The 24,358-nt window shown below is 69.3% G+C and carries 22 protein-coding genes; 12 read left to right on the top strand and 10 right to left on the bottom strand.

Features of this window, described 5'->3' with window-relative positions; all coding sequences use genetic code 11:
* Nucleotides 1-217: 217 nt before the first annotated feature.
* Entirely contained in the window at nt 218-1,777 is a 1,560-nt protein-coding gene (locus ACTOQ2_RS14625; protein ID WP_440100114.1) for a pentapeptide repeat-containing protein, read from the top strand.
* A 188-nt stretch (nt 1,778-1,965) separates the two neighbouring features.
* Here the strand turns inward: ACTOQ2_RS14625 and ACTOQ2_RS14630 are convergent, their stop codons facing one another.
* Nucleotides 1,966-3,306: a hypothetical protein gene (locus ACTOQ2_RS14630; RefSeq protein ID WP_440100115.1), complete on the bottom strand. Its 1,341-nt coding sequence runs from the start codon at nt 3,304-3,306 to the stop codon at nt 1,966-1,968.
* A 439-nt stretch (nt 3,307-3,745) separates the two neighbouring features.
* Here ACTOQ2_RS14630 and ACTOQ2_RS14635 point away from each other — a divergent pair, with 439 nt between their 5' ends.
* Complete coding sequence (locus ACTOQ2_RS14635) at nt 3,746-5,017, top strand: tyrosine-type recombinase/integrase (protein WP_440100116.1); 1,272 nt, start codon at nt 3,746-3,748, stop codon at nt 5,015-5,017.
* 84 nt (nt 5,018-5,101) lie between these two features.
* Here the strand turns inward: ACTOQ2_RS14635 and ACTOQ2_RS14640 are convergent, their stop codons facing one another.
* From ACTOQ2_RS14640 to ACTOQ2_RS14660, 5 genes are read right to left on the bottom strand one after another with little or no spacing between them, the layout of a single operon-like run.
* On the bottom strand, nt 5,102-6,259 hold the full coding sequence (locus tag ACTOQ2_RS14640) for an acyl-CoA dehydrogenase family protein (RefSeq protein ID WP_440100117.1): 1,158 nt from the start codon (nt 6,257-6,259) through the stop codon (nt 5,102-5,104).
* 2 nt (nt 6,260-6,261) lie between these two features.
* Nucleotides 6,262-7,215 carry a hydroxymethylglutaryl-CoA lyase gene (locus tag ACTOQ2_RS14645; protein ID WP_440100118.1) on the bottom strand — a complete coding sequence of 318 codons (954 nt, stop codon included), beginning with the start codon at nt 7,213-7,215 and terminating at the stop codon, nt 6,262-6,264.
* On the bottom strand, nt 7,212-7,388 hold the full coding sequence (locus ACTOQ2_RS14650) for a hypothetical protein (protein WP_440100119.1): 177 nt from the start codon (nt 7,386-7,388) through the stop codon (nt 7,212-7,214). Before ACTOQ2_RS14650 ends, ACTOQ2_RS14645 begins: the two co-directional genes overlap by 4 nt.
* Nucleotides 7,385-9,379 (bottom strand): acetyl/propionyl/methylcrotonyl-CoA carboxylase subunit alpha, encoded by a 1,995-nt coding sequence (locus ACTOQ2_RS14655; protein WP_440100120.1) that lies wholly within the window; start codon nt 9,377-9,379, stop codon nt 7,385-7,387. The genes ACTOQ2_RS14650 and ACTOQ2_RS14655 overlap by 4 nt, the downstream gene beginning before the upstream one ends.
* 35 nt (nt 9,380-9,414) lie before the next feature.
* Entirely contained in the window at nt 9,415-10,983 is a 1,569-nt protein-coding gene (locus ACTOQ2_RS14660) for a carboxyl transferase domain-containing protein (RefSeq protein ID WP_440100121.1), read from the bottom strand.
* A 117-nt stretch (nt 10,984-11,100) separates the two neighbouring features.
* On the opposite strand from ACTOQ2_RS14660, the gene ACTOQ2_RS14665 reads away from it, so the two are divergent.
* Entirely contained in the window at nt 11,101-11,700 is a 600-nt protein-coding gene (locus ACTOQ2_RS14665; protein WP_440100219.1) for an SACE_7040 family transcriptional regulator, read from the top strand.
* Nucleotides 11,701-11,706: 6 nt separating this feature from the next.
* Here ACTOQ2_RS14665 and ACTOQ2_RS14670 read toward each other — a convergent pair whose 3' ends face one another.
* Both ACTOQ2_RS14670 and ACTOQ2_RS14675 read right to left on the bottom strand, forming a co-directional pair.
* Nucleotides 11,707-12,573, bottom strand: a complete 867-nt coding sequence (locus tag ACTOQ2_RS14670; protein ID WP_440100122.1) for a universal stress protein — start codon at nt 12,571-12,573, stop codon at nt 11,707-11,709.
* A gap of 310 nt (nt 12,574-12,883) precedes the next feature.
* Nucleotides 12,884-13,525, bottom strand: coding sequence for a hypothetical protein (locus tag ACTOQ2_RS14675; protein ID WP_440100123.1), 642 nt, complete (start codon nt 13,523-13,525; stop codon nt 12,884-12,886).
* A gap of 386 nt (nt 13,526-13,911) precedes the next feature.
* Here ACTOQ2_RS14675 and ACTOQ2_RS14680 point away from each other — a divergent pair, with 386 nt between their 5' ends.
* Together ACTOQ2_RS14680 and ACTOQ2_RS14685 are read left to right on the top strand one after the other, a co-directional pair.
* Nucleotides 13,912-16,128 carry a thiamine pyrophosphate-dependent enzyme gene (locus ACTOQ2_RS14680; RefSeq protein ID WP_440100124.1) on the top strand — a complete coding sequence of 739 codons (2,217 nt, stop codon included), beginning with the start codon at nt 13,912-13,914 and terminating at the stop codon, nt 16,126-16,128.
* A 136-nt stretch (nt 16,129-16,264) separates the two neighbouring features.
* Nucleotides 16,265-16,732, top strand: a complete 468-nt coding sequence (locus tag ACTOQ2_RS14685; RefSeq protein WP_440100125.1) for a hypothetical protein — start codon at nt 16,265-16,267, stop codon at nt 16,730-16,732.
* A 184-nt stretch (nt 16,733-16,916) separates the two neighbouring features.
* Here ACTOQ2_RS14685 and ACTOQ2_RS14690 read toward each other — a convergent pair whose 3' ends face one another.
* Entirely contained in the window at nt 16,917-18,062 is a 1,146-nt protein-coding gene (locus tag ACTOQ2_RS14690) for a magnesium and cobalt transport protein CorA (RefSeq protein WP_440063933.1), read from the bottom strand.
* A gap of 10 nt (nt 18,063-18,072) precedes the next feature.
* Nucleotides 18,073-18,549, bottom strand: a complete 477-nt coding sequence (locus tag ACTOQ2_RS14695) for a nuclear transport factor 2 family protein (protein ID WP_440100126.1) — start codon at nt 18,547-18,549, stop codon at nt 18,073-18,075.
* A 407-nt stretch (nt 18,550-18,956) separates the two neighbouring features.
* On the opposite strand from ACTOQ2_RS14695, the gene ACTOQ2_RS14700 reads away from it, so the two are divergent.
* From ACTOQ2_RS14700 to ACTOQ2_RS14730, 7 genes are all read left to right on the top strand, one after another.
* Complete coding sequence (locus ACTOQ2_RS14700) at nt 18,957-19,670, top strand: M50 family metallopeptidase (protein ID WP_440100127.1); 714 nt, start codon at nt 18,957-18,959, stop codon at nt 19,668-19,670.
* Nucleotides 19,671-20,161: 491 nt separating this feature from the next.
* Nucleotides 20,162-20,863, top strand: a complete 702-nt coding sequence (locus ACTOQ2_RS14705; protein WP_440100128.1) for a sensor histidine kinase — start codon at nt 20,162-20,164, stop codon at nt 20,861-20,863.
* A gap of 148 nt (nt 20,864-21,011) precedes the next feature.
* A complete protein-coding gene (lanKC, locus tag ACTOQ2_RS14710) occupies nt 21,012-23,660 on the top strand; it encodes a class III lanthionine synthetase LanKC (protein ID WP_440100129.1) in 2,649 nt (882 codons plus the stop codon).
* A gap of 4 nt (nt 23,661-23,664) precedes the next feature.
* On the top strand, nt 23,665-23,796 hold the full coding sequence (locus ACTOQ2_RS14715; protein WP_440100130.1) for a SapB/AmfS family lanthipeptide: 132 nt from the start codon (nt 23,665-23,667) through the stop codon (nt 23,794-23,796).
* Nucleotides 23,797-23,844: 48 nt separating this feature from the next.
* Nucleotides 23,845-23,979 (top strand): SapB/AmfS family lanthipeptide, encoded by a 135-nt coding sequence (locus ACTOQ2_RS14720; RefSeq protein ID WP_362692965.1) that lies wholly within the window; start codon nt 23,845-23,847, stop codon nt 23,977-23,979.
* A gap of 59 nt (nt 23,980-24,038) precedes the next feature.
* Nucleotides 24,039-24,170, top strand: a complete 132-nt coding sequence (locus tag ACTOQ2_RS14725; protein WP_440100130.1) for a SapB/AmfS family lanthipeptide — start codon at nt 24,039-24,041, stop codon at nt 24,168-24,170.
* A 48-nt stretch (nt 24,171-24,218) separates the two neighbouring features.
* Nucleotides 24,219-24,350 (top strand): SapB/AmfS family lanthipeptide, encoded by a 132-nt coding sequence (locus ACTOQ2_RS14730; protein WP_362511959.1) that lies wholly within the window; start codon nt 24,219-24,221, stop codon nt 24,348-24,350.
* Nucleotides 24,351-24,358: the final 8 nt, after the last annotated feature.

Genomic DNA, 24,358 nt, shown 5'->3' on the forward strand with positions numbered 1-24,358 from the left:
TTGCAGGTGAAGTGCTGAAACGCTCTCTAAGGAACGCGCGACGCGCGCACGCGTTATCACACCAGACTCACACTGAAACACGCTTACCGTGAAGCTCAGACGCGCACACGTGACGCACACGGAGAATGAAAACGCGATCCGATGCGTCGGACGCGTCAGGCCGCGCCACCCTGAAACGCTTGCCCGCTACCTCTGCAGCGCGACTCGATTCCAATGAGTGACTTTCTGGCTGATTCACTCCTCGTCGGACGGCACCGACAGGTGGAATGGCGGTATGTCGGACAAGTGGGTGAAGCGGGCGCTGGTAGGCGTGGCTCTCGGAGCCGCGGCGGTACGCATGATGCGGTCCTTCCCTCAAGTACCTGCCAATCCCGAACCAGAACCCTCGGGCGTTGAGAAATCCCTGACCCCCGGAGAGCCCGAGCCGGCCGCGCCTCAGCCAAGAAAACGGCGGCTCTGGATCCTCGTAGTGATCGCCACCCTGTGCGTGTCTGCCGCCTTGGGGATGGTGGCGCTGGACGCGGCGGTGCCGGACTGGGTGCGCTGGGCCTGCTTCGGTATCGCGTTGACGGGAGTCGTCTCGCTGGTGCTCGCGCTCCTGCTCGGCCCAGGAGCGCGTCGACTGGCTGGAGAACGACGCCCACTGACCGATGAAGACCGGCGTGAGCTGTCAGCTCACGAACGCGTCGAGGCGATCAACGCCGCCCGCCACACCCTGATCCAAGCCGCGACCGGCCTGGTCGTGATCGGCGGCGTCGTATTCACCGCCCAAGGCCTGTGGTACACCGCACAGAGCCTTGAAACCTCTCGCCAAGCCCAGAGCATCGCCGAGCAAGGGCAGATCACCGACCGCTATACCAAAGCCGTCGAACAACTCGGCTCCAGCAAGGACGACGTCCGCTTAGGCGGCATCTATGCATTGGAGCGCCTAGCAAAAGACTCCCCCCGAGACCAACAAACGATCTATAACGTACTTACCGCTTTCGTTCGACAGCATGATCCCAAGCCCGCAGTCAAACTCCCAAAAGAACCCACAACTGATGTTCAGGCTGCACTAGCAGTCTTCGGCCGCAGGAAAATAATTCCTGCATTAGACTCCTATTCCCCCGCCCCTTTAAACAGGTTCGATTTAAGGGAGATACGCACTAAAGGCGCCAATCTGGTTTACGCGAACCTGATTAGCGTAGACCTAAGCAATGCAGACCTGAGCAACGCGACTCTACGCAACACGGATCTACGGGACGCAGACCTGAACAAGGCAGACCTAAGCAACGCAGACCTGCACTCCGCGAACCTGACTGGCGCGAACCTGAGCCATGCGAATCTGCGCGATGCGGGGTTGATCCGCGCAGACCTGAGCCGTACGGATCTTAGCGGGGCGAACCTGAGCAACGTGCCTCTGGGCGAGGCGAACCTGACTGACGCGGACTTGGTCTTCGCGACCTTACGCGATGCGCGCCTGATCCGCGCGAACCTGCGCGGCGCGAGCCTGCGCGGCGCGGACCTGCGCGGCGCGGACCTAAGCGGTGCGAATCTGCGCGGCGCAGACCTGCATAACGCTGACTTGCGCAATGCGCACCTATACAGCGCGGACTTGAGTCATACGACCCCGAGCCGTGCGGACTTAATTGGTGCGGACATGCGCGGCGCGGATTTAAGAAACGCGGACCTGCGCGGCGCAGACCTGCGCGGAGTTATCGGTCTATCTGAAGTAGACGCACACGCAGTCGCAAAGACAGATACAAAAACCCTCTTCGGTCCGCGGCCATTTGGGTAGCTGCAGTCAATTATCAGCGACGCTCGACACTTCGAGCGACCCGGCCGCCGCACATACTACATAACCGCACGGCCGGGCCTTCATCGTCAATAGTTAAATTTCTGTAGATCCCAGTTTATCAAGTCGCTGGAAGCGGGGGTGGTCCTGGTCGACCTGCTCGGGGGTGACCTCGGGAACGTCCGGGATCGTCACGACGCGGCCCGCCGTGCCCGGTTGATCTGCGTGCCGATCTCCGCGCACGCCCCGCACTCCTGCCCGGACGGCAGCATGTGGCCTTCGCAGGCCAGGTGCGGGCAGTCGTAGCCGCGCCGGACCACGATCAGGGCAGCAGCGACAGGACGACGCACCTCACGACCATGCCAGTGGGGCAGGCGACGACGGACGCGGGCTTGCATGTCCGCGACGGTGCGGCCAGTGCTCATCTCGTCCTCGATGGCAGTTACGACCCGCTCGATCTCCGCAGCGGTCATGCGGGCCTGCCAGTCGAGCGGGAGCAGGGCCATGACGCTCGGCGCGCCCTTGGGTCTGGGCCCGGCCCGCCGAGGGGCTGCACGCACTCCCCCTTCGTTGATCTTCCTCTCGGCGTCAGCCGTACGCGCGTGCACGCGTACGGCGAGGTAGTCGCCTACGGCGAGAGGAGAAAGATCATTCTCTGAAGGTGTGTCCTTTGAGGGTGAATCCTCTGAAGGTGTCTCATATGGAGTCGACAGATCTGCGAGGGGTTGACTCGTCAAATCTGCGAGGGGGTGGGTAGACAGATCTGCGAGGGGTGCCTCCCCGGATTCGCAAGGGGTCACCTCCTCGCCCTCTCCCCGTTCCGTGCCTCCCACCAGGTCTTTGTAGTAGATGACGCGCACATGCATCCACCGGCCCGAGGTGCGCCGGACCACCGCCCACCCAGCTGTTTCCAGCTCGTGCAGGCGGCGGCGCGCGGTGTCGGCCGAACCGCTCTGCCACTCCCCCAGGCGGGCAACGGTCAGGTCGTGCCCTTGCACGTCGAGGCGGTCGACCAGGACGGCGTAGGTGCGCCAGGTGTCCGGCGACACCGACCCTTCGGGGCGGCCCGTTCCAGCGTGGACGAGGTCCAGCGTCCAGGCGGGCACCGCGGCGTAGGGTGCGCCGGTTTCGCGGGGCCGGCCGAGCACGCGGTGAAGCGTCGAGCGTTTGCGGCCACGCACTTCGCGGACGAGCCATGGCCCGCTGACCGTTGCGGCGAGGAGCTGAGTGCGGGCGCGATCGAGTGTGCGTTCTGTGATGCCGAGGTGCTCGGCACTCCATGAGCGCCGTGCGCGCGCAGGCTTCCGGCCGCCGAGGAGGTCGGGGGCTTCGAGGGTTTCGTACAGGCACCAGACGGCCACGGCGAGGCCGCTGTGGTCGGGGCTGTACAGGAGGGCGCGGGGGATCTGGAAATGGCTGCTTGCCGCAGCGCTGTGGCCCAGGGGAACGTCTAGCCAGCGCGCTGATCCGTCGATTTTCGGGCGCGAAAGGCTAGACGCTTGGCGAGATGATATTGTCGGCTCCAGGTACATTTGAGGCGTTTCCTACCGCTCGATCAGCTCGCACGGCGGCCAAACCTAAGAGCTGGTCGTGGGTAGGTGATGCCGGTGGTGAAGTTGTCTCCGGCGCTCCCCGATACGGGGGGCGCATTTTTGCTTCCGGGCGGCGGCTCCTGAGGGGCTGGAAGTGCTGGATGCGGCTCAGGTGAGCGCCCAGAGGTATGCCGATGTGGTGAGCCGTTGAGGTAGGCGTGCCACACGAAAGCCGCCACCCCCTTGACGCAGCTGACGCATTATTCACACCATATCGCGTCAGGTTCGGACATTCGAGACAGGCAACAAGATCACTAAAGACGTCGGAGCGTTACGAAGCAAACACGTTTTGTATCTGGTGACGAGACAGTTGGCACGAACCCCGAACCGGCCAGCGGTGAAACGACGCCACCAGCGACACCCCCTCAAGGAGAGCCAAATGGCACGGGTTAGAGACCTGTGGTTTAGCACCGTAGAAAACGTCGACGGCGAACTGGAAAAGAAGAAGACCGCCAAACATCCCGACAACGGCGGCAGTCGCGAGGCCAATCGATGGCAGGGTGTTTGGATCGGACCGGACGGCAAGGAAAAGACTGCAACACGGCGCGTCAAGGAGGAGGCGAGGAAATACGCTCGCAAGATGGAGGAGGATTTAGCTCGGGGCGAATATATCGAGGCGGCGGCAGGCAAGATTCTCTTCGGCACCTACGGCAAACGCTGGATAACCTCACGGGCCGGAATCGACCCGTCAAGCGTAATTCGTTACGAATCGCACTACCGGCTCCACATAGAGCCGAAGTACGGAAAGCGCCAAGTGGGTTCAATCAAACCGTCAGAGATTCAAAAGTTTCTCACTGAACTCTCCGGCCGTTTTGAAACGTCCACGGTCAGAGGCGTTCTTCTAGTCCTGCAAGGAATCTTCGACCTGGCTCTTGCAGACGAAAAGATCAAGAAAAATCCAGCCAAGTCAGAGATCATCAAGGTTTCTAAGAACACCGAAGAAAAGATCATCGCCTGGCCGGACGACGTGATCTGGTCAATTATTGACGTCCACCCCGAGCATCTCCGTGCCATGCCTGTTCTAGGCGCCGGATGCGGAATGCGCTCAGGCGAGTGGTTCGGGCTCGCACTAGAAGATATCGACTTCGACGAGCAAGTCATTCATGTACGGCGACAGATTAAGAAGCTCGGAAGTAAGTTCGTCTTCGCCTTGCCAAAAAACGACAAAGAGCGAGTCGTCCCGATGCCAGAATGGGTTTCCCTATACCTGCGTTCCCATATTGAGCGTTACAAGCCACGGCCGTACACGCTTCCCTGGGAGAAGCTGAGCGGGAAGCCTCGAACATACAACGTGCTGTTTCGATGGCTAACCGATGATCTTCATATCCGCCAGCGGAACTACGACGAGACGATCTGGAAGCCCGCACTGGTCAAGGTAGGGATCATCACCGAACTGGCGAAGGACGCGCGAGGACGACGCCGATACGTCACCACCAGGAAGCAGGGGACACACCAGCTCAGGCATTATTACGCGAGTGTCACCCTCCCCGCCGGGGTCGGGATCAACGAGCTTGCCGAGTATCTTGGGCATTCCGACCCGGCGTTCACTCTCCGTGTTTATGCCCATATGCAAACAACCTCATATGAGCGGGCCCGCGAGGCGATCGACAAGCGCATGAGCCATCTTCGCCTCGCGAGTGGACAGAACTGAGACAGAACTGAGCCTTCGCCGAAAGATCATCGGTTGGTAGTTAAACCACCAAATGACCTTCGGCGTGATCAAGGTTTCAGCAGGTCAGAGGCCGGAGAGCCCCAGCTCGCGCGCGATGAGCATCCGCTGGACCTCGCTGGTACCCTCGCCGATCTCCAGGATCTTGGCGTCGCGGTAGAAGCGGCCCACCGGGTACTCGTTCATGAACCCGTACCCGCCGAAGATCTGGGTGGCGTCGCGGGCGTTGTCCATGGCGGCGTCGCCGGCGACGAGCTTGGCGATGGCAGCCTCCTTCTTGAACGGCTCGCCGGCGAGCATCTTCTCGGCCGCGTGGTGGTAGGCCAGGCGGGCGGTGTGGGTGCGGACCTCCATATCGGCGATCTTGAACTGGATGGCCTGGTAGTGGCCGATGGGGTGGCCGAACGCCCGGCGCTCGCGGACGTAGCGCAGCGACTCGTCCACGCAGCCCTGGGCCAGGCCGGTGGACAGGGCGGCGATGGCGACGCGGCCCTCGTCGAGGGTCTGCAGGAACTGCGCGTAGCCGCGCCCGCGCTCGCCGAGCAGGTTCCCCGCCGGGACGCGGCAGTCGTCGAAGGAGAGCTCGCGGGTGTCGGAGCAGTTCCAGCCCACCTTGGAGTACTTCTTCGACACGGTGAGGCCGGGGGTGCCGGACGGCACCAGGATGGTGGAGATCTCCTTCTTACCCCCGGCCAGTTCGCCGGTGATCGCGGCCACGCCGATGACGCCGGTGATGTCGGTGCCGGAGTTGGTGATGAACGCCTTCGTACCGTTGATCACCCACTCGTCTCCGTCCAGCACGGCGGTGGTCCGCATGCCGCCGGGCACGTCGGAGCCGCCGCCGGGCTCGGTGAGCCCGAAGGCGCCGAGCATCTCGCCCGACGTCAGCCTGGGCAGCCACTCGGCGCGCTGCTCGGGCGTGCCGAACCGGTAGATCGGCATCGCGCCCAGCGACACCGCGGCCTCGACGGTGATCGACACGCTGGAGTCGACCCTGGCCAGCTCCTCCAGGGCCAGGCAGAGCGCGAAGTAGTCGCCGCCCATGCCGCCGTGCTCCTCGGGGATCGGCAGCCCGAACAGGCCCATCGCCCCCATCTGCCGCACGATGTCGTAGGGGAACTGCTCGCGCTCGTAGAGGTCCCCGATCACCGGGGCCACCACGTCGCGGGCGAACGCCTCGACGGTCTTGCGAAGCTCCTCGTACTCCTCGGTCAGCTTGGGCATGATCACTCCTCGGCGTTCTCTGCGGTGGTGCGGGACGGGTTCTCGCCCAGGGCCTGGACGACCCGCGACGGGCTGGGGCGGCCGAGCCTCGCGGCCAGCCAGGTGCTGGTCTCCACCAGCGAGGAGAGGTCCAGCCCGGTCTCGACGCCGAGGCCGTGCAGCATCCAGACCAGGTCCTCGGTGGCGAGGTTGCCGGTGGCGCTCTCGGCGTACGGGCAGCCGCCGATGCCGCCGGTGGAGGCGTCGACGACGGTCACCCCCTCGCGCAGGGCGGTGAGGGTGTTGGCCAGGGCCTGGCCGTAGGTGTCGTGGAAGTGCACCGCGAGCCGGGAGGGGCCGCCGAAGGCCTCGATCAGCGCGGCGACGTGGCCGGGGGTGCCGACACCGATGGTGTCGCCGAGCGACAGCTCGAAGCAGCCCAGGTCGAGGAGCCTGCGCCCGACGGAGACGACCTGGGCGACGGGCGTCGGGCCCTCCCACGGGTCGCCGAAGCACATCGAGACGTACGCCCTGACCTTCAGGCCGTGGGCCAGCGCCCGCGCGACGACCGGCTCGAACATCTCGAACTGTGACTCCAGCGTCCGGTTGAGGTTCCTGCCGGCGAAGGTCTCGGTGGCGCTGGCGAAGATCGCGATCTCCTCGACGCCGTGTTCGAGGGCGCGGTCGAGGCCGCGCTCGTTGGGGACGAGGACCGGGTAGCGCACGCCGGGAACCCGTTCCATGCCCGCCAGCAGCTCCGCGGCGTCGGCGAGCTGGGGCACCCACTTGGGGTGCACGAAGCTGGTGGCCTCGATCACGCGGTGTCCCGCTGCGGCCAGCCGGGCGATGAACTCGGCCTTGACCTCGACGGGAACCACCGCGGCCTCGTTCTGCAGCCCGTCGCGCGGCCCGACCTCGTAGATCGTGACCCGCTCGGGCAGCCCCGCCGCCCGGACCCGCTGTGGCTCGCGCATCATGCCCTCCTCACCGGTTCGCGCCGCACGGCCGGACGGGCCGCCGGTGTCGCGACCTCGGCGACCCATCCGGTCGTGACCTCTCCGTCGCCGTGCCTCACGGCCCATCTGACCGCCCGCGTCGCGATCTCCCGATGTTCCCGTACGGCCTCCGCGACCGGCGCGGAGACCGTCACGGCTCCTCCTCGCGGACCACGGCCAGCACTGCGTCCATGGCGACCGCCTGGCCGGCCCGGACCCGCAGCTCGGCGACGATCCCGCCGATCGGCGCGGTCACGGTGTGCTCCATCTTCATCGCCTCCACGATGAGCAGCGGCTGCCCCTCGGCGACCCGCTCCCGGAGGCCCGCCTTCACCACGAGGACGGTGCCCGGCATCGGGCTGCGGACCTGCCCGTCCCCCGGGCCGCCCGCGCCGGTCCGGTCGCCGGGGTCGCCCAGGTGGCGGCGGGTGAGAGCCCAGGCGTCGCCGTCGCGGCCGAGCCAGATCGTGTCGCCGCCGTCGCCGTCCCTGGCGACGGCGTAGCGCCTCGCGGTCCCGCCGAGGGTGACGAGCACGTCTCCGCCCTCGATGCCCTCGTCGGCCAGCCGCGCCCGTACGGGCTCCTCTCCGGGCAGGCGGATCTCGGCTCCCGAGGCGGGCAGGCCGCGGACCCTGAGCTCGGAGACGCCGTCGCGGGTCTCCAGCCGGTAGACGGTCCAGGCCGCCTCGCCCAGCCGCCAGCCGTCGGGGACGTCCCACGGGTCGGCGGGCCTGCCGGTGGACACGGCGGGCACGTGCTCGCGGTGCAGGACCAGGGCGGCGGCGGCCAGGACGTCGTCGGGGACGGAGGGAACGCCGTCTCGGGGGACCAGCTCGCCGAGGTGGCGTTCCACGAGGCCGGTGTCGAGGTCTCCGGCGATCACGGCGGGGTGGCCGATCAGGGCCCGCAGGAAGGCGATGTTGGTGGGCACGCCGAGCACGGCCGTGGCCGCGAGCGCGCCGTCGAGCCGCCGCAGGGCGGCCGCCCTGTCGGGCCCCCAGGCGATGACCTTCGACAGCATCGGGTCGTAGTCGCTGCCGACCAGGCCGCCGGCCATCAGACCGGAGTCGACCCGCACCCCCGGCGGCTCGCGCAGCGCGAGAACCCGGCCGCCGGTCGGCAGGAAGCCCCGGGAGGGGTCCTCGGCGTAGACGCGGGCCTCGACGGCGTGGCCGTCGAGGCGCACCTCGTCCTGGGTGAGCGGGAGGGGCTCGCCGGCGGCGACCCTGAGCTGGAGCTCGACCAGGTCCAGGCCGGTGACCAGCTCGGTGACGGGGTGCTCGACCTGCAGGCGGGTGTTCATCTCCATGAAGTAGTAGTCGCCGGTCGCGCCCTGGACGATGAACTCGACCGTTCCGGCGCCGGTGTAGCCGACGGACCTGGCGGCCTCGACCGCCGCCGCGCCCATGGCGGCCCTGGTCGCGGCGTCGAGGAGCGGGGACGGCGCCTCCTCGACGATCTTCTGGTGCCGCCGCTGGAGGCTGCACTCGCGCTCGCCCAGGTGGATGACGCCGCCGTACGCGTCGGCCATCACCTGGATCTCGATGTGCCGGGGGTTCTCCACGAACCGCTCGATCAGCAGGGTCGCGTCGCCGAACGCGGCGGCGGCCGTGCGCCGGGCGGAGGCGATCGCCTCCGGCAGCTCCGCCGCGGAGCGCACGAGCACCATGCCCTTGCCCCCGCCGCCCGCAGAGGGCTTGATCAGCGCGGGGAAGCCGACCCGTGCGGCCGCCTCGGCCAGGTCGTCGCCGGGCTCCGCGCCGCCGGGGACGACAGGGACGCCGACCGCGGAGACGGTGGCCTTGGCCCGGATCTTGTCGCCCATCGCCTCCACGGCCTCCGGCGGCGGGCCGACGAAGACGAGCCCGGCCTCCGCGCAGCTCCGGGCGAAGGCCGCGTTCTCGGCGAGGAAGCCGTATCCGGGGTGCACCGCCTGGGCGCCGGTCGCCGCCGCGGCGGCGAGGATGCCGTCGATGTCGAGGTAACCGCCGGGAAGCCGCACCGCGACGTCGGCCTCGCGGACGTGCCGCGCCCCGGCGTCGGCGTCACTGTGGACGGCGACGGAGCGGATGCCCAGCCTCCTGAGGGTGCGGGTGATCCGCAGGGCGATCTCGCCGCGGTTGGCGACGAGGACGGTGTCGAACATCCGACGGGATGGCGGTGAGAGGGTCATGGGTGGGGTCACATCCGGAAGACGCCGTAGCCGACGGGTTCGAGGGGGGCGTTGGCCGAGGCGGACAGGGCCAGGCCCAGGACGGTACGGGTGTCGAGGGGGTCGATGACCCCGTCGTCCCAGAGGCGGGCGGTGGAGTAGTAGGGGTTGCCCTGCTCCTCGTACTGCGCGCGGATGGCGTCGGGGTCGGCGTCGCCCACCGTGGACAGGACGTTGGCGGCCTGCTCGCCGCCCATCACCGAGATGCGCGCGTTCGGCCACATCCACAGGAACCGGGGCGAGTAGGCGCGCCCGGCCATCGCGTAGTTGCCTGCCCCGAACGAGCCGCCGACGACCACGGTGAACTTGGGCACCCGGGCGCAGGCGACGGCGGTGACCATCTTCGCGCCGTGCTTGGCGATGCCGCCCGCCTCGTACGCCCTGCCGACCATGAACCCGCTGATGTTCTGCAGGAACACCAGCGGGATGTTGCGCCGGTCGCACAGCTCGATGAAGTGGGCGCCCTTGAGCGCCGACTCGCCGAACAGGATCCCGTTGTTGGCGATGATCCCGACGGGGTGGCCGTGGATGCGGGCGAACCCGGTGACGAGCGTGGCGCCGTACTCGGCCTTGAACTCGCCGAACCTGCTGCCGTCGACGATCCGGGCGATGATCTCACGAACGTCGTACGGCGTGCGGGTGTCGGCGGGGACGATGCCGTACAGGTCGCGGGGGTCGTGCGCGGGCTCCTCGGAGGGCGCGCGCTCCCAGGGGGAGGGCGTGCGCGGCGCGAGGGTGGAGACGATGTCGCGGACGATCCGCAGCGCGTGGCGGTCGTCGTCGGCGAGGTGGTCGGTGACGCCGCTGACGCGGGCGTGCAGGTCGCCGCCGCCCAGTTCCTCGGCGCTGACCTCCTCGCCGGTGGCGGCCTTCACCAGCGGCGGGCCACCGAGGAAGATCGTGCCCTGGTTGCGGACGATCACCGCCTCGTCGCTCATCGCCGGGACGTACGCGCCGCCCGCCGTGCAGGAGCCGAGGACCGCGGCGATCTGCGGGATGCCGCGCGCCGACATGGTGGCCTGGTTGTAGAAGATCCGGCCGAAGTGCTCGCGGTCAGGGAAGACCTCGTCCTGCCTGGGCAGGAACGCGCCCCCCGAGTCGACGAGGTAGACGCACGGCAGGTTGTTGTGGAGGGCGACCTCCTGGGCGCGCAGGTGCTTCTTGACGGTGATCGGGTAGTAGGTGCCGCCCTTGACGGTGGCGTCGTTGGCGACGACGACGCACTCGCGCCCGGAGACGCGGCCCACCCCGGTGATGATCCCGGCGGCGGGGGCCGCGTCGCCGTACATCCCTCCTGCGGCCAGCTGGGAGAGCTCCAGAAAGCGCGAGCCCGGGTCGAGCAGGGAGTCGACGCGGTCGCGGGGCAGCAGCTTGCCCCGGGAGACGTGCCGGGCGCGCGACCTCTCCGGGCCGCCCAGGCCCGCCGCGGCGACGCGTTCCCGAAGGTCGGCGACGAGGCGCTCGTTGACCTCGGCGTTGCTCTTGAACCCCTCGCCGCCCGGGTCGCAGGCGCTTCGCAGCACCGGCCAGCCACTCATCCGAGCCTCCCCGTCCGGCCTGCCCGGCCTGTCTGATCTGCCCGGCTTCGCCGACGCTGGGTCACCGGTCATCAACTCCATCGCAGATGTTAGTCATTATTAACGTTACCGTCTACCATACGAGGGGTGACGACTGCTCAGCCTTCCACCCGCAACCGCGGCTCACGACGCGCGGAGATCCTGGACGCCGCGGCGGAGCTGTTCGCCGCGCGCGGCTTCCACGGCGTCTCGATCGAGGACATCGGCAGCGCGGTCGGCACCTCGGGCCCGGCCCTCTACCGGCACTTCAGCGGCAAGGAGGCCCTGCTCGCGGAGATGCTGCTGGACGTCAGCGAGCGCCTGCACACCTCGGGCGCGCGCCGCGTGACCGAGGCCCCCGACGCGGAGCAGGCGCTGGACGCCCTGCTCGGCTGCCAGATCGAGTTCGCGCTCAGCCATCCGGCGCTGATCACCGTGCACGACAGGGAGCTGGGCAACGTCCCCGAGCCCGCCCGGCGGCGGATCCGCCGGCTCCAGCGGCTGTACGTCGAGGAGTGGGTCACCGTCCTGAGCGAGCTCTACCCGGGACGCTCGCAGGCCGGGCTGCGCGCCGCGACCCACGCCGTCTTCGGGCTGCTCAACTCCACCCCGCACAGCGCGGGCGAGCTGCCGCCCGCGGCGATGGCCGAGCTGCTGCGCGGCATGGCCCGTGCGGCGCTGGCCGCCGCCCAGAGTTAGGAAGCGCTAACTCCTGACGAGGCGTTCCCATCGCGGGGACGGGTGCCACGCCTGCGAGGGGGTCACCACGACCGTGCACGGCGCCTCGCGCAGCATCACCTGGCAGACCGGGCCGATGGCGGGATCCAGCGGGTCGTCCCGCTCCCGGTCGGCGACCACCAGCAGGTCCGAACGGTCGGCCGCGTGGCGGAGCACCTCGACGTGGGAGCGGGTCTCGATCAGGCTCTCCACCTCGACCGTGGGGTACTTCTCCTCCCACACCGCGACGTCGGTGTTGAAGCGGACGGCCGCCTGCCTGGTGTCGTGGGCGTTCTCGGGGCAGAGGCAGATGATCAGTAGCGCCGCCCTGCGCAGCCTCGCCTCCTCGAAGGCGATGCCCAGCTCCGGCGAGTCGAGGCCGGAGTCCTCCACCGCGATCGCCACGCGGCCGGAGCGCGGGTGGCCGGACCGCCTGACGACGGCCACCGGGCAGTGGGCGTGCGCGGCGACCTCGACGGTCGAGCCGATCCTCAGCTCGTCGGGACCGCCGGCGCCACGCGGGCCGATCGCGATCAGTTCGGCGGCGCCCGACAGGCCCACCAGTGCCGCGGCCGGTGTCCCCTCCACCAGCTGCCCGCGCACCCTCACCCTGGGCGCCAGCTCGCGCACCATCGTCAGCCCGCTGTCGAGGACGCGCCTGCCCATGCGGCGTACGACCTCGGTGGTCTCGGGGGCGAGGGAGAGCCTGGGGTAGGGCCACTGCCAGGCGTGGCAGACGAGCAGCGGGAGAAATCTCAGGCGGGCCTCCTCGACGGCCCACCGCAGGGCCAGCCGGCTCTCCGCCGAGCCGTCGAATCCGGCGACCACCGGCCGCCCGTCGTCCTGTACCGGCATCACGGCTCCTCTCCCCCGTCACTCCTTTCCATCCTTCTCCGATCCGCCTGCCGGGAAGGGTGTGCTTTTCCAAGACTCTTCGCGTTTTGCGGCCTGTATCGGCAAAGACGCCTTCTCCCGCCCGAGGGGCGGCGGGAGGGCGTCGTAAGCGGGAGGGCGCTCATAACCGGTCAGGGCCGGAACACGTGCCGCCCGGGCCCGCGGGAGCGGTACCGCGGCCGGTCACCGGCACGGCCGCCGATCTGTCACCGGCATGTCACCGGAACAGGGCGGTCACGGGCCTGGATCTCGGATCACCGGCACGAACCGGTCACAGGCAGGATCCCACCGCCACGACGGCGGCCGGCGTGCAGAGCACGCTCGCCCAGGCGGCGACGGCCGACGTGACCGCGAGCGGGGTGCCCGGCGCGGCGAATATCACCGGAGCCGGTGCGACCGGGACCGGCGGGACGGCCACGGGCGGCACGACGCCCGACGGCGGGGTGCCGTCGACCGGCGGGACGGCACCGGGCGGGACGGCGTCGACCGGCGGAACGGCACCGGGCGGGACGGCACCGGGCGGGGTGTTGTCGGGCGGGGTGGTGTCGACCGGCGGGGTGGTGCCGGGCGGGACTGCGCCGGGCGGCAACTGGTCGTCCGGCGGCGGCGGGGTCCCGGGTACCCCGGCCGTGGGCGCCGGGGCGGTCCCCGACACCGGGGCGGGCGGGGGCGGTGTCTCGGCCGAGGGTGACAGCGCGGACATCGATGCGGCCCCCGGCACCGGTGCGCTTCCGGGCGCCGGTGCGCTCCAGGCGGCCGGTGCGGCGGGGTCCGGTATCCCGGGTACCGGCGTGTCGCCGGAAAGCGCCGGGACGGGCGACGCCGTATCCAAAAACGGCACGGCGGCGTGGGCGGCGGCCGGCAGCATGACGGCCGCCCCCACCGCCCCGGTGAGAATCAGTTTTCCAAGCATGTGCGCCTCCACTGATGTGACCGATGTGGCCGGTGTGATGGACGTGAACTCCGAAGATGCTGGCAGCCGCTGTGTCCGCGGATGGCAAAGACACCCCCCTGGGGAAGTCCGCAGGAGGAACGGCTTGTGGCAACAGGGGCGCGAGATGCCCGGGGATGGCAACACAGGACCCGGAAACGAATGTGCTCCCACCGTTCGGGGCTTCCGCCCCTTGTGCTGGTCAGACCCGGCATGAGGGTTCCGGTTCATTCATCGGGCGGATCGGTGAAAACAGCCCTGACGAGCTGTCATGAATAATGGTTAAATGCGATCGGCCCGCGAGTCCGTACGCATCAAAGATGTCAAGGTTGAGGACGGCATCCATCCATGGGGGACATAATCGGGCTGTGGCGCGCGACACTGTTGAGACCCATTTCACCGAGGCCGTGACCGCCCTTTCCCCCGGGGCGCCGCGCGATCCCGGCCTGCCCGTGCGGGAGGGCACGACCCTGACGGGCGCCCGCTGCCGCGAGCTGTTCGAGTTCCAGCTCGGCAGCAGGCTGCTGGACGTCACCGCCCGCTGGCTGCGCGAGCAGGGCCAGGGCTTCTACACCATCGGCTCGGCCGGCCACGAGGGCAACGCCGCGGTCGCCGCCGCGCTGCGCGCCACCGACCCCGCCCTCCTGCACTACCGGTCGGGCGCCTTCTACCTGACCCGGTCGGCGATGGCGGGCCGGCTGCCCGAGGAGGGGCTGCGCGACGTGCTGCTCGGCCTGACCGCCTCGGTCGAGGAGCCGATGGCGGGCGGGCGGCACAAGGTCTTCGGCCACCCCGACCTGGCGGTGATCCCGCAGACCTCCACGATCTCCAGCCACCTGCCCCGCGCGGTGGGCGTGGCCTTCGCCATCGAGCGCGCCCGCCAGCTCGGCCTGCCGGGGCCGTGGCCCGCCGACGCGATCGCGACGTGCAGTTTCGGTGACGCCTCGATGAACCACGCCAGCGCCCTGTCGGGCCTCAACACGGCCGCCTACGGCTCGTACCAGAAGCTGGCGCTGCCGATCCTGTTCGTCTGCGAGGACAACGGACTGGGCATCAGCGTGCGCACCCCCGACGGCTGGATCAGGGCCGCCCACCACCCGCTGATGAGGTATTTCGAGGCCGACGGCTGCGATCTCGCCGACGTCCACGACGTGGCGCTGGCCGCCGCCGACCATGTCCGCGCGCACCGCGCCCCCGCCCTGCTGCGCGTCGGCACCGTCCGGCTGATGGGCCACGCGGGCTCGGACGTGGAGCTGTCCTACCGGACCAAGCGGGAGATCGACGCCGACCTGGAGCGCGACCCGCTCGTGGCGACCGCCAGGCTGCTCGTCGAGGCCGGCCTGATCACCCCCGACGAGCTGCTGCTCCGGTACGAGACGACGCGCGAGCACCTGTTCAAGATGGCGATGGAGAGCTCCCGGCGGCCCCGGCTCGTCTCCGCCTTCGACATCGTGGAGCCGCTGGCCCCGCGCACTCCCGCGGCCGTCGCCGCGGCCGGCACCGGGGTGGCGGCCCCGGAGGCCAGGGCGAGGGCCTTCGCCGGCAGGCTCCCGGAGCAGGAGGGCCCGCTCACCTTCTCCCAGTCCGTCAACCGCACCCTCGCCGACTCCCTGGCCGCCCACCCCGACGTGCTGGTCTTCGGTGAGGACGTGGCACGCAAGGGCGGCGTCTACGGCGTCACGCGCGGCCTGCAGAAGCGCTTCGGCCCGGGCCGGGTGTTCGACACCCACCTGGACGAGCAGGCCGTGCTCGGCCTCGCGCTCGGCTCCGGGGTCTCCGGCCTGCTGCCGGTGCCCGAGATCCAGTATCTGGCGTACCTGCACAACGCCCTGGACCAGATACGGGGCGAGGCCGCGACGCTGCAGTTCTTCTCCCAGGGGGCCTTCCGTAACCCGATGGTGGTGCGCGTCGCCTCCTACGCCTACCAGAAGGGCTTCGGCGGCCACTTCCACAACGACAACTCCGTCGCCGCGCTGCGCGACATCCCGGGCCTGGTCGTGGCCTCCCCCGCCCGGCCCGACGACGCCGCCTCGATGCTGCGCACCTGCCTGGCCGCCGCCCGCGTCGACGGCAGTGTCTGCGTCTTCCTCGAGCCCATCGCCCTGTACAACACCCGCGACATGTTCGAGGAGGGCGACAGCGGCTGGCTCGCCCCGTACGCTCCCCCGGCCCGGTGGGCGGAGACGCACATCCCGATCGGGCGGGCCCGCAGCTACGGCGACGGCCGCGACCTGACCATCGTGACCTTCGGCAACGGCCTGCGGATGAGCCTGCGCGCCGCGGTGAGGCTCACCGCCGAGGGGCACGGCTGCCGGGTCCTGGACCTGCGCTGGCTCTCCCCCCTTCCGGTGGAGGATCTGATGCGGGCCGCCGAGCTGACCGGCAAGGTGCTGATCGCCGACGAGACCCGCCGCACCGGGGGCGTCTCGGAGAGCATCGTCGCCGAGCTGCTCGACGCGGGCTTCACCGGCAGGATCGCCCGGGTGACCTCCTCGGACAGCTTCATCCCGCTGGGTGAGGCGGCCCGGCACGTGCTGCTGTCGGAGGCCGAGATCGAGGCGGCCGCCCGCAAGCTGCTCGGCTGACCCGCCCCTCGGTCCGGAATCCCGGAATCGGCCTCACCGCCCCACCGGAACGTGTTCAATTGCTCACATACCGTCACGGGTCGTGGCCCCGGCCCGCCGGCAGGCCGACCCTCCATTCCCCCGAGCAGGAGGTACCATGCCCGACGTGGCGACCAAGAGCACCGTTCAGCGCGTGGCGGACCTGGAGGCCTGGGCCTTCAGGACCGGCAGGGACCTGGCGGACATCAAGGAGACACTGCACGATCTTCCCAAGATCATCCGCGAGGAGGTCATGACCTACACCGCGCCGATGTTCGAAGAGATCATGAACCGGATGGCCACCAAGGAGGATCTCTTCGCCCTCTCCGCCAAGGTGGACGGCCTCGACACCAAGGTAGATGGCCTGGAGACCAAGGTGGACGGCCTTGACACCAAGGTCGACAACCTTGACGCCAAGGTCGACGGCCTTGAGGCGAAGATGGACACCCGGATGGAGTCCTTCGAAGGCCGGATGAAGTCCTTCGAAGGCCGCATGGAGTCCTTCGAAGGCCGCATGGGCTCCGTGGAAGGCCGGATGGACTCCATGGAGGGCAAACTGGACCTGATCCTGGCCAAGCTCAGCTGATAGCGAGGATGGAGGTGAACGCCTCCCGGTGAGGTCTGGCTCGTCATCTGACTGACCGCGGTGTCTTCAACGGGATCTGCCGGCCTCGGCCAGCACAAGAAGATCTGGCTTCTGCCGCTTGACGAACCATGGGAGCATCCTTCGCCGTGAGCCCCGGGCCGGTGGTCCGGGGCCCGTGGCGGGGTCAGAGCCAGTCGCGGCGTTTGAACACCAGATAGAGCGTGAGGCAGACGCCCGCCATGAGCAGGACCGCGAAGGGATAGCCCCACTTCCAGTGGATCTCGGGCATCACGTCGAAGTTCATGCCGTAGATGGTGCCGACGAGAGTGGGGGCGAACAGGATCGCGGCCCAGGCGGAGATCCGCTTGACCTCCTCGTTCTGGGCGTTGCTCGCCTCGGTGAGGTTGGTCATGTGCTCGTTCTGGGCCTGGGCGACCATGGTCGAGTTGACCACGAGGATGTCGTGGAGCATCTGGCGGAAGCCGCTGACCCGCTCGGCGACGGTGATCGCGTGGTCGGCCACGTCCCGCAGGTATCTCTGCAGCTCCTGGTCCACCCCGTACTTGGCGGCCCCCGCGATGAAACCCTCGATCATGCCGAGGAGCGGCTGGGTGGCCCGCTGGAACTCGATCACCTCGCGCGACAGCTCGTAGATGCGGCGGGAGACGCCGGGCTCGTTGCCGAAGACCTGGACCTCGATCTCGTCGATGTCGTTCTGCAGGCCGGCGACCACGGGGGCGTAGCCGTCCACGACCGCGTCGAGGATGGCGTAGAGCACCGCCTGCGGGCCCTGGCCGAGCAGCTCGGGGTCGTGCTGCATGCGGCGGCGGACCTGCGACAGGTCGGGCGCCTCGCTGTGCCGCACGGTGATCACGAAGTTACGGCCGACGAAGACGTGCAGCTCGCCGAAGTCGACCTCCTCGGCCTCGTCGAGGTAGCGGGCCGGGCGGAGCACCACGAACAGGGTGTCGCCGTAGCGGTCGGCCTTGGGCCGCTGGTGGGCGACGATGGCGTCCTCGACCGCCAGCTCGTGCAGGTCGAACTCCTCGGCGACGTTGAGGATGACACCGTCCTCCGGCCGGTAGAAGCCGATCCAGGCCATGCTGTCGGGGGTGTTCTTCAGGCGTTCGAAGGCGTCGGGCAGCGACTCGGGGGTCGCGGCTCGATGGCCGTTGACGTAGATCGCGTTGTCGATGACGCGCGAGCGGGGCGGGACCGGCCGCCCGTCGCCGACGGACCTGGGGTCCATCGACCGCTCGGGAGACTCCCGGCCGGTGCCGGGACGCCCGCGCATCAGGCTCCGCAGGCCCCGCATTCGCCGGTCGGTCACGCGTCTCTCCTCATCGGGCGCTCATGAACTCCTGCAGCGACCGCATCGCGGTGGTGCGGATCTTCGCCCTGAGCATCGGGGTCCAGCCGAGGACGATACCGGCCGGCCGGCCCATCGCCATCTTGGACCAGCGCCTGAGGTCGAAGTCGTCGTGGTGGCGGACGATCAGGCCGTCCTCGAAGCGGAAGAGGGCGTCGACCTCGTTGACGACCTTCCTGCCCGTCTTGCCGAAGGTGTAACGGCCGGTCCAGTGCGCCGTGCCCTCGTGCGGGCGGGCGGTGATGTCGCGGACGGTCACGTTGAGGTCGGCGCTGCGGCCGAGCAGCATCCGCCACATGCCCATGACCCTGTCGCGTCCTTCGAGGTCCTGGAAGACGGGGTCACCGAAGGTGACGTCGGGGTGGTAGCAGAGCTCCATCGCGTCGGCGTCGCGGCGCGCGAAGGCTTCGTAGAACGTCTTGATGAGCTCGGCGTTCCGATCGTTCACGAGTTTCTCCCGGTCATCAACATCCTGCCGACCGAGTGTAGTGCGCGGAAAGGTCGGGGAGATTGCCCGCGTTGTTCCAGCACACCGCGCGGAGTCGGCCGTCGCCGAGGCCGAGGCGGTCGAGCGCGTGGAGCCGGTGGGCGTACGGGTGGGGGATGCTCGGGGCCACCCGTTCCCCATCAGGGGGCTGCCGTGCTCGAAATGGTGCCAGACTCGGCGTTCCATCCGCTCCGACAGGAAGCGGACGTGCACGTCCGCCAGACCGGGCAGGCCCAGCCCTCGCCACCGGGCGGGGACGCCCGCGTCCGCGAGTTCCGGAATCATGTTCGGCACGGTTCCGACTTTATCGCCAGCACACCGGCAGTCGTGGGACGCTTTGCTCTCACGCCGCAAAGGAGAAACGAGCGTTGTCCGACCTCTGGGTGACCCTGACCACGACCCGTTCCGGGCCGCCCCTGTGGGTCGTGCTGCTGTCCGCCCTGGTCGCGCTGGGCGTGGTGTCGTGGTCCACCTCGTGGCAGCTGTCACGAGGGCTGATCACCATCGCCCACGAGGGCGGGCACGCGCTGGTGGCCCTGCTCACCCGGCGCAAGCTGGAGGGCATCCGGCTGCACTCCGACACCTCGGGCGTGACCCTTACCAGGGGAAAGCCCCGGGGGTTCGGCATGATCCTGACCGCCGCCGCCGGATACGTCGCCCCCTCCCTGCTGGGACTGGGCGGGGCGTGGCTGACCGCCTCCGGCTACGTGGCGGTGCTGATCACGATGGTGATCGGGCTGCTGTTCTGCATGCTGCTGCTGATCCGCAACCTGTTCGGCGTGGTGAGCCTGCTGGCCACCGGGGGCGCCATCTTCGCCTTCACCTGGTACGCCGCGCCCGACATGGACGCGGTCCTGGCCTATCTGGCCGTGTGGTTCCTGCTGCTGGGAGGCGTACGGCCGATCGTGGAGCTCCAGCGCAAGCGGCGTCGCCACCAGGCGCCCGACTCCGACGCCGACCAGCTCGCCAGGCTGACCTTCCTGCCCGGCGGGTTCTGGGTGTTCCTGTTCCTGGTGGTGGCGGGCGCGTGCCTGGTGGCCGGGTCCTACCTGCTGCTCCCCCCGGTGTTCGCACTGCTCTGAACGGCTCCGTCCCGCCTCGCTCCGGCTAGGTCCGCCCCGCCGTCGCGCCCCTCGGGTTCCCTTTCGCGTCCGCCGTCATGTTCTCCGTCGCCTCCGTCGCCTCCGTCGCCGCCGTCCGGGGCCGCCCCTGCGGTGGCCTCTCATCACGACGGCGCATGAGAGGGAGCGAGATCGGCAAGGGCGCGGAACCGTATTCAACGGTCACTCGCCGTAACGGTTCGTCGCCATGCCGCGGCTTCGGGAGATCCGACCGCGTCCGGTCACGACGGCCGTCCGTCCGGGCGGCGCGCCCGGAACGGGAGCGTGGCACCCCGGCATGTCCACTTCTCCGAGATTCGCCTAATTGTGCGATTCATATCATGATGTTGGGGTAATTATCAGGCACTCACCCCTCGCCTGGTTACGCTCAGTAACCACACCTCTGAATTGACGCTCAGATAATTTTTCGATTTTATCATCGGGAATATCATTTCTCCTGCGAGAGGCGTTCCATGCCCCACCCCGCTTACCTCGTCGGAGCGGCCGGGGCGGGCGTCCTGCTGGTCTCGCTGGGCGTGACGCTCACGCTCCTCCGGCGGCTCAGGCGGCTTCGCGCCGAGCGGGAGAGGGCGCTCACCAGAGCGTACGAGGGGTTCGCCCGCGACATGCACGACATCGTGGGGCACTGGCTCTGGCTGGCGTCCATCAAGGGAGAGCTGGCCCACCGCAGGGCGAACGGCGACGCGCGCCTGCGCGAGGACCTGGAAGAGGTGCTGCGGGCGGTGCGACAGGCCGCGCACGCCGTACGGAACGTGTCGGAGGCCCGTCACCGGCTGTCGTTCTCCGGCGAGGCCGCGCGGGCCAGGACCCTGATGGAGGGCTTCGGGGCCTACTGCTCGGTCCGGGTGGACGTGGACGAGCTTCCCGAGGCCGTGAGCGCCACGCTGGGCGCCGTGGTCCGCGAGGGCGTGACGAACATGCTGCGGCACAGCCAGGCGAAGCGGTGCGCGATCGAGTTGGTCGAGCACGACGGCCGGCTGCGCCTGACCGTCGTCAACGACGGGGCTCCCCGGCGGGAGGCGCACTCCACCGGCAGCGGCGTGGACAACCTGACCCACCGCGTGGGCAAGCTGGGCGGCACGGTGCGGGCGGTCGGCGGCGCGGACGGGTGGTTCACCCTGATAGCCGAGGTTCCTGGGAATTTTTCCGAATAACCTTCACGTCCGCCGCGAAAGCGCAGGTAGCGTACACCTTCACGGTTGACACTGTGAGTTTCGCATATACGAGTGGTTTAATTTGTAACTAGTGGTTTCTCGGGTTATCCGTAATTCTCTCTTCTGGAAGACAGCAGGGGAGAATGCCATGGATGACCAGTATGAACTTTATTGCCTGGCGGACCCGCTTTTTTATGACACGCTTGACGGCCGCCGGGGGGATCACCCCGATTTCGCGCTCGCTGCCCGGGACGTCCCGGACGGCTGGCAGCACCAGGCGACCGACACCTGGATGCACTACGCGCCGCTCGCCGGCCGCACCCCCGCCCAGGGCTGGAAGATCCACGTCTCCGCCCGCGCCGAGGACGCCGACCGCGCCATAGAGGCGGTCTGGGACTACTGCGTCCCCCGCGACATCGCGTTCAAGTTCCTGCGCAGCCTGCCGGTCATGACCATGCTGAACTCCAAGGCCGCCCCCCGCGGCGCCAGCGGGAAGCTCGTGACGATCTACCCGGTGGACGAGGCGCAGCTGGAGCTCACGCTCAAGGAGCTCGACGAGCTGCTGCGGGGCGTCGAGGGGCCGTACATCCTCAGCGACCTGCGCTACGGCCAGGGCCCGCTCTTCGTGCGGTACGGCGGTTTCGCCGGACGGCGCTGCCTGGCCGACAACGGCGAGCTGGTGCTGGCCATCGAGGACGGTGAGGGGCGGCTCGTCCCCGACGTGCGGGAGCCCGCCTTCGGCGTGCCGTCCTGGGTGACGCTGCCCGCCTTCCTCGAACCCCACGTGGCCGCCCGCAACGCGGTCACCACCGAGGGGCTGCCGTACCGGGTCGAGAGCGTCATGCAGTTCTCCAACGGCGGCGGCGTCTACCTGGGAGAGGACCTGCGCACCGGGGAGCGGGTCGTGCTGAAGGAGGCCCGTCCGCACGCCGGCCTGGACGCCGCCGGCCGGGACGCGGTGGCGCGGCTGGCGCACGAGCGCGACATGCTGGAGCGCCTGGCCGGGCTGGACGCGGTGCCCGCGCTGATCGACTACTTCACCCTGGGCGGGCACCACTTCCTGGTCGAGGAGTTCGTCGACGGCAACCCGCTCCAGCGGCAGCTCGTGCACAAGTACCCGCTGACCAGAGCGACCTGCGACGACGACGCCATCACCGAGTACACCGGCTGGGTGCTCGACACGCTCCCCAAGGTACGCCGGGCGGTGGAGTCCCTGCACGGGCGCGGGGTGGTCTTCGGCGACCTGCACCCCAACAACATCCTCGTGACCGAGGACGGCCGCCTGGCACTGATCGACTACGAGGTGGCGACCCTCATCGAGGACCGCGGCCGCGCGGCACTCGCCCACCCGGCGTTCGGCGCGCCGGCCGACCGGCAGGGCGTCGACGTCGACCTGTACGCCCTCGCCTGCCTCTGCCTCGGGCTGTTCGCCCCGCAGCTCACCATCATGCTGCCGCTCGACCGCGCCAAGGTGACCGACCTGGCCAGGCTCATCGGCGAGACCTTCCCCGTACCGCGCGAGGTGCTCGACGAGGCGGTCCTGACCGTCGCGGGCCCCGAGCCCGTGGCGGCCACGCCGTACCCGAAGCCGGGGCTCGACGACTGGCCCCGGCTCAGGGAGGCGATGACCAGGGCCATCCTGGCGAGCGCCACCCCCGAGCGCGAGGACCGGCTCTTCCCCGGCGACGTCGCCCAGTTCCAGCCCGGCGGGGGCGTCAACCTCGCGTACGGCGCGGCGGGCGTGCTCTACGCGCTGGCCGCCACCGGAGCCGAGCGCCGTCCCGAGTACGAGGACTGGCTGCGCGCCAGGGCGCTGGCCCCCGACCCGGGGACGGGGATCGGGTTCTACGACGGCCTGCACGGCGTGGCCTACGTCCTCGACCTGCTCGGGCACCGCCAGGACGCGATCGACACCGCCGACCTGTGCCTACGCCAGAAGTGGGGGTCGCTGGAGCTCGGGCTGTTCAGCGGCCTGGCCGGCATGGGCCTGAACCTTCTCCATCTGGGCGGGACCACCGGCGAGCGGACCTTCACCGAGGTGGCCCTGCAGATCACCGACATCTGCTCCGACAGGCTGGGCGGGCCCGACGACGTGCCGGAGGTCAGCGGCGGCGCCAACCCCCGGGCCGGGCTGATGTACGGCTCCTCCGGGCCCGCCCTCCTCTTCCTGCACGCCTACGAGCGCACCGGTGACGCGTCGCTGCTCGAGCGGGCGGCCGTGGCGCTCCGGCAGGACCTGCGGCGCTGCGTCACCGGCGAGGACGGCACCCTCCAGGTCAATCAGGGCTGGCGCACGCTGCCCTACCTGGACGAGGGGTCGGTGGGCATCGGCCTGGTCCTCGCCCGCTACCTGGCCCACCGCGAGGACGCGGACTTCCGCGCCGCGCTCGACGGCTGCCGGCGCGTCACCCGGGGACGCTACTTCGTGCAGTCCGGCCTGTTCACCGGCCGGAGCGGCATGATCGGCGGGCTCGGCTGGGGCCTGGGGCCCGAGCCGAACGCCCCCCACACCGGCCGCACAGACCTGGCAGAGCAGCTCCGCGGGCTGGACTGGCACGCGCTGCCCCACGGCGGCGGGCTGGCCTTCCCCGGCAACCAGCTGCTCAGGCTTTCCATGGACTTCGCGACCGGTACGGCCGGAGTCCTGTTCGCGATGAGCGCCGTGCTGCACGACCGGCCGGTGTTCCTCCCCTTCATCGAGCCGCCCGACGGCACGAGCGCCCCGGCAGGGGTGTCCGCGCACGGATCCGCCGGGTGGTTTGGCCCCCACGACACATCGACATCAAAGGAGGTGTAACGACATGGTTCTTCTCGACCTGCAGTCCCTGGAGGCCCCCACCGGCGGCGGTGGCGGCGGCGGTGGCAGCACCCTCACGGTCCTGGGCTGCCAGTCCGGCAAGCCCAGCAACCTGAGCGTCGTCCTCTGCCACTAGGCACCCGGTTTTCCCGATATCGGTTCCCACCAGAAGTGAGGCAATCCCATGGTCCTTCTCGACCTGCAGTCCCTGGAGACCCCCGACGGCGGCGGCCACGGCGGTGGCGGCGGCAGCACCCTCACGGTCCTGGGCTGCCAGTCCGGCAAGCCCAGCAACCTGAGCCTCCTGCTCTGCCACTAGTTCCTCCCGTTCCACAAAACCCAGAACCCGCAGAACCCCGTAGAAACGGAGCAACTCCCATGGTTCTTCTCGACCTGCAGTCCCTGGAGGCCCCCACCGGCGGCGGTGGCGGCGGCGGTGGCAGCACCCTCACGGTCCTGGGCTGCCAGTCCGGCAAGCCCAGCAACCTGAGCGTCGTCCTCTGCCACTAGGCACCCGGTTTTCCCGATATCGGTTCCCACCAGAAGTGAGGCAATCCCATGGTCCTTCTCGACCTGCAGTCCCTGGAGGCCCCCACCGGCGGCGGCGGTGGCGGTGGCGGTAGCACCCTGACGGTTCTCGGCTGCGAGTCCGGCAAGCCCAGCAACCTGAGCGTCGTGCTCTGCCACTAGTGAGACCC

Source organism: Streptosporangium sp. H16, from assembly GCF_051918855.1.
Lineage (GTDB): Bacteria > Actinomycetota > Actinomycetes > Streptosporangiales > Streptosporangiaceae > Streptosporangium.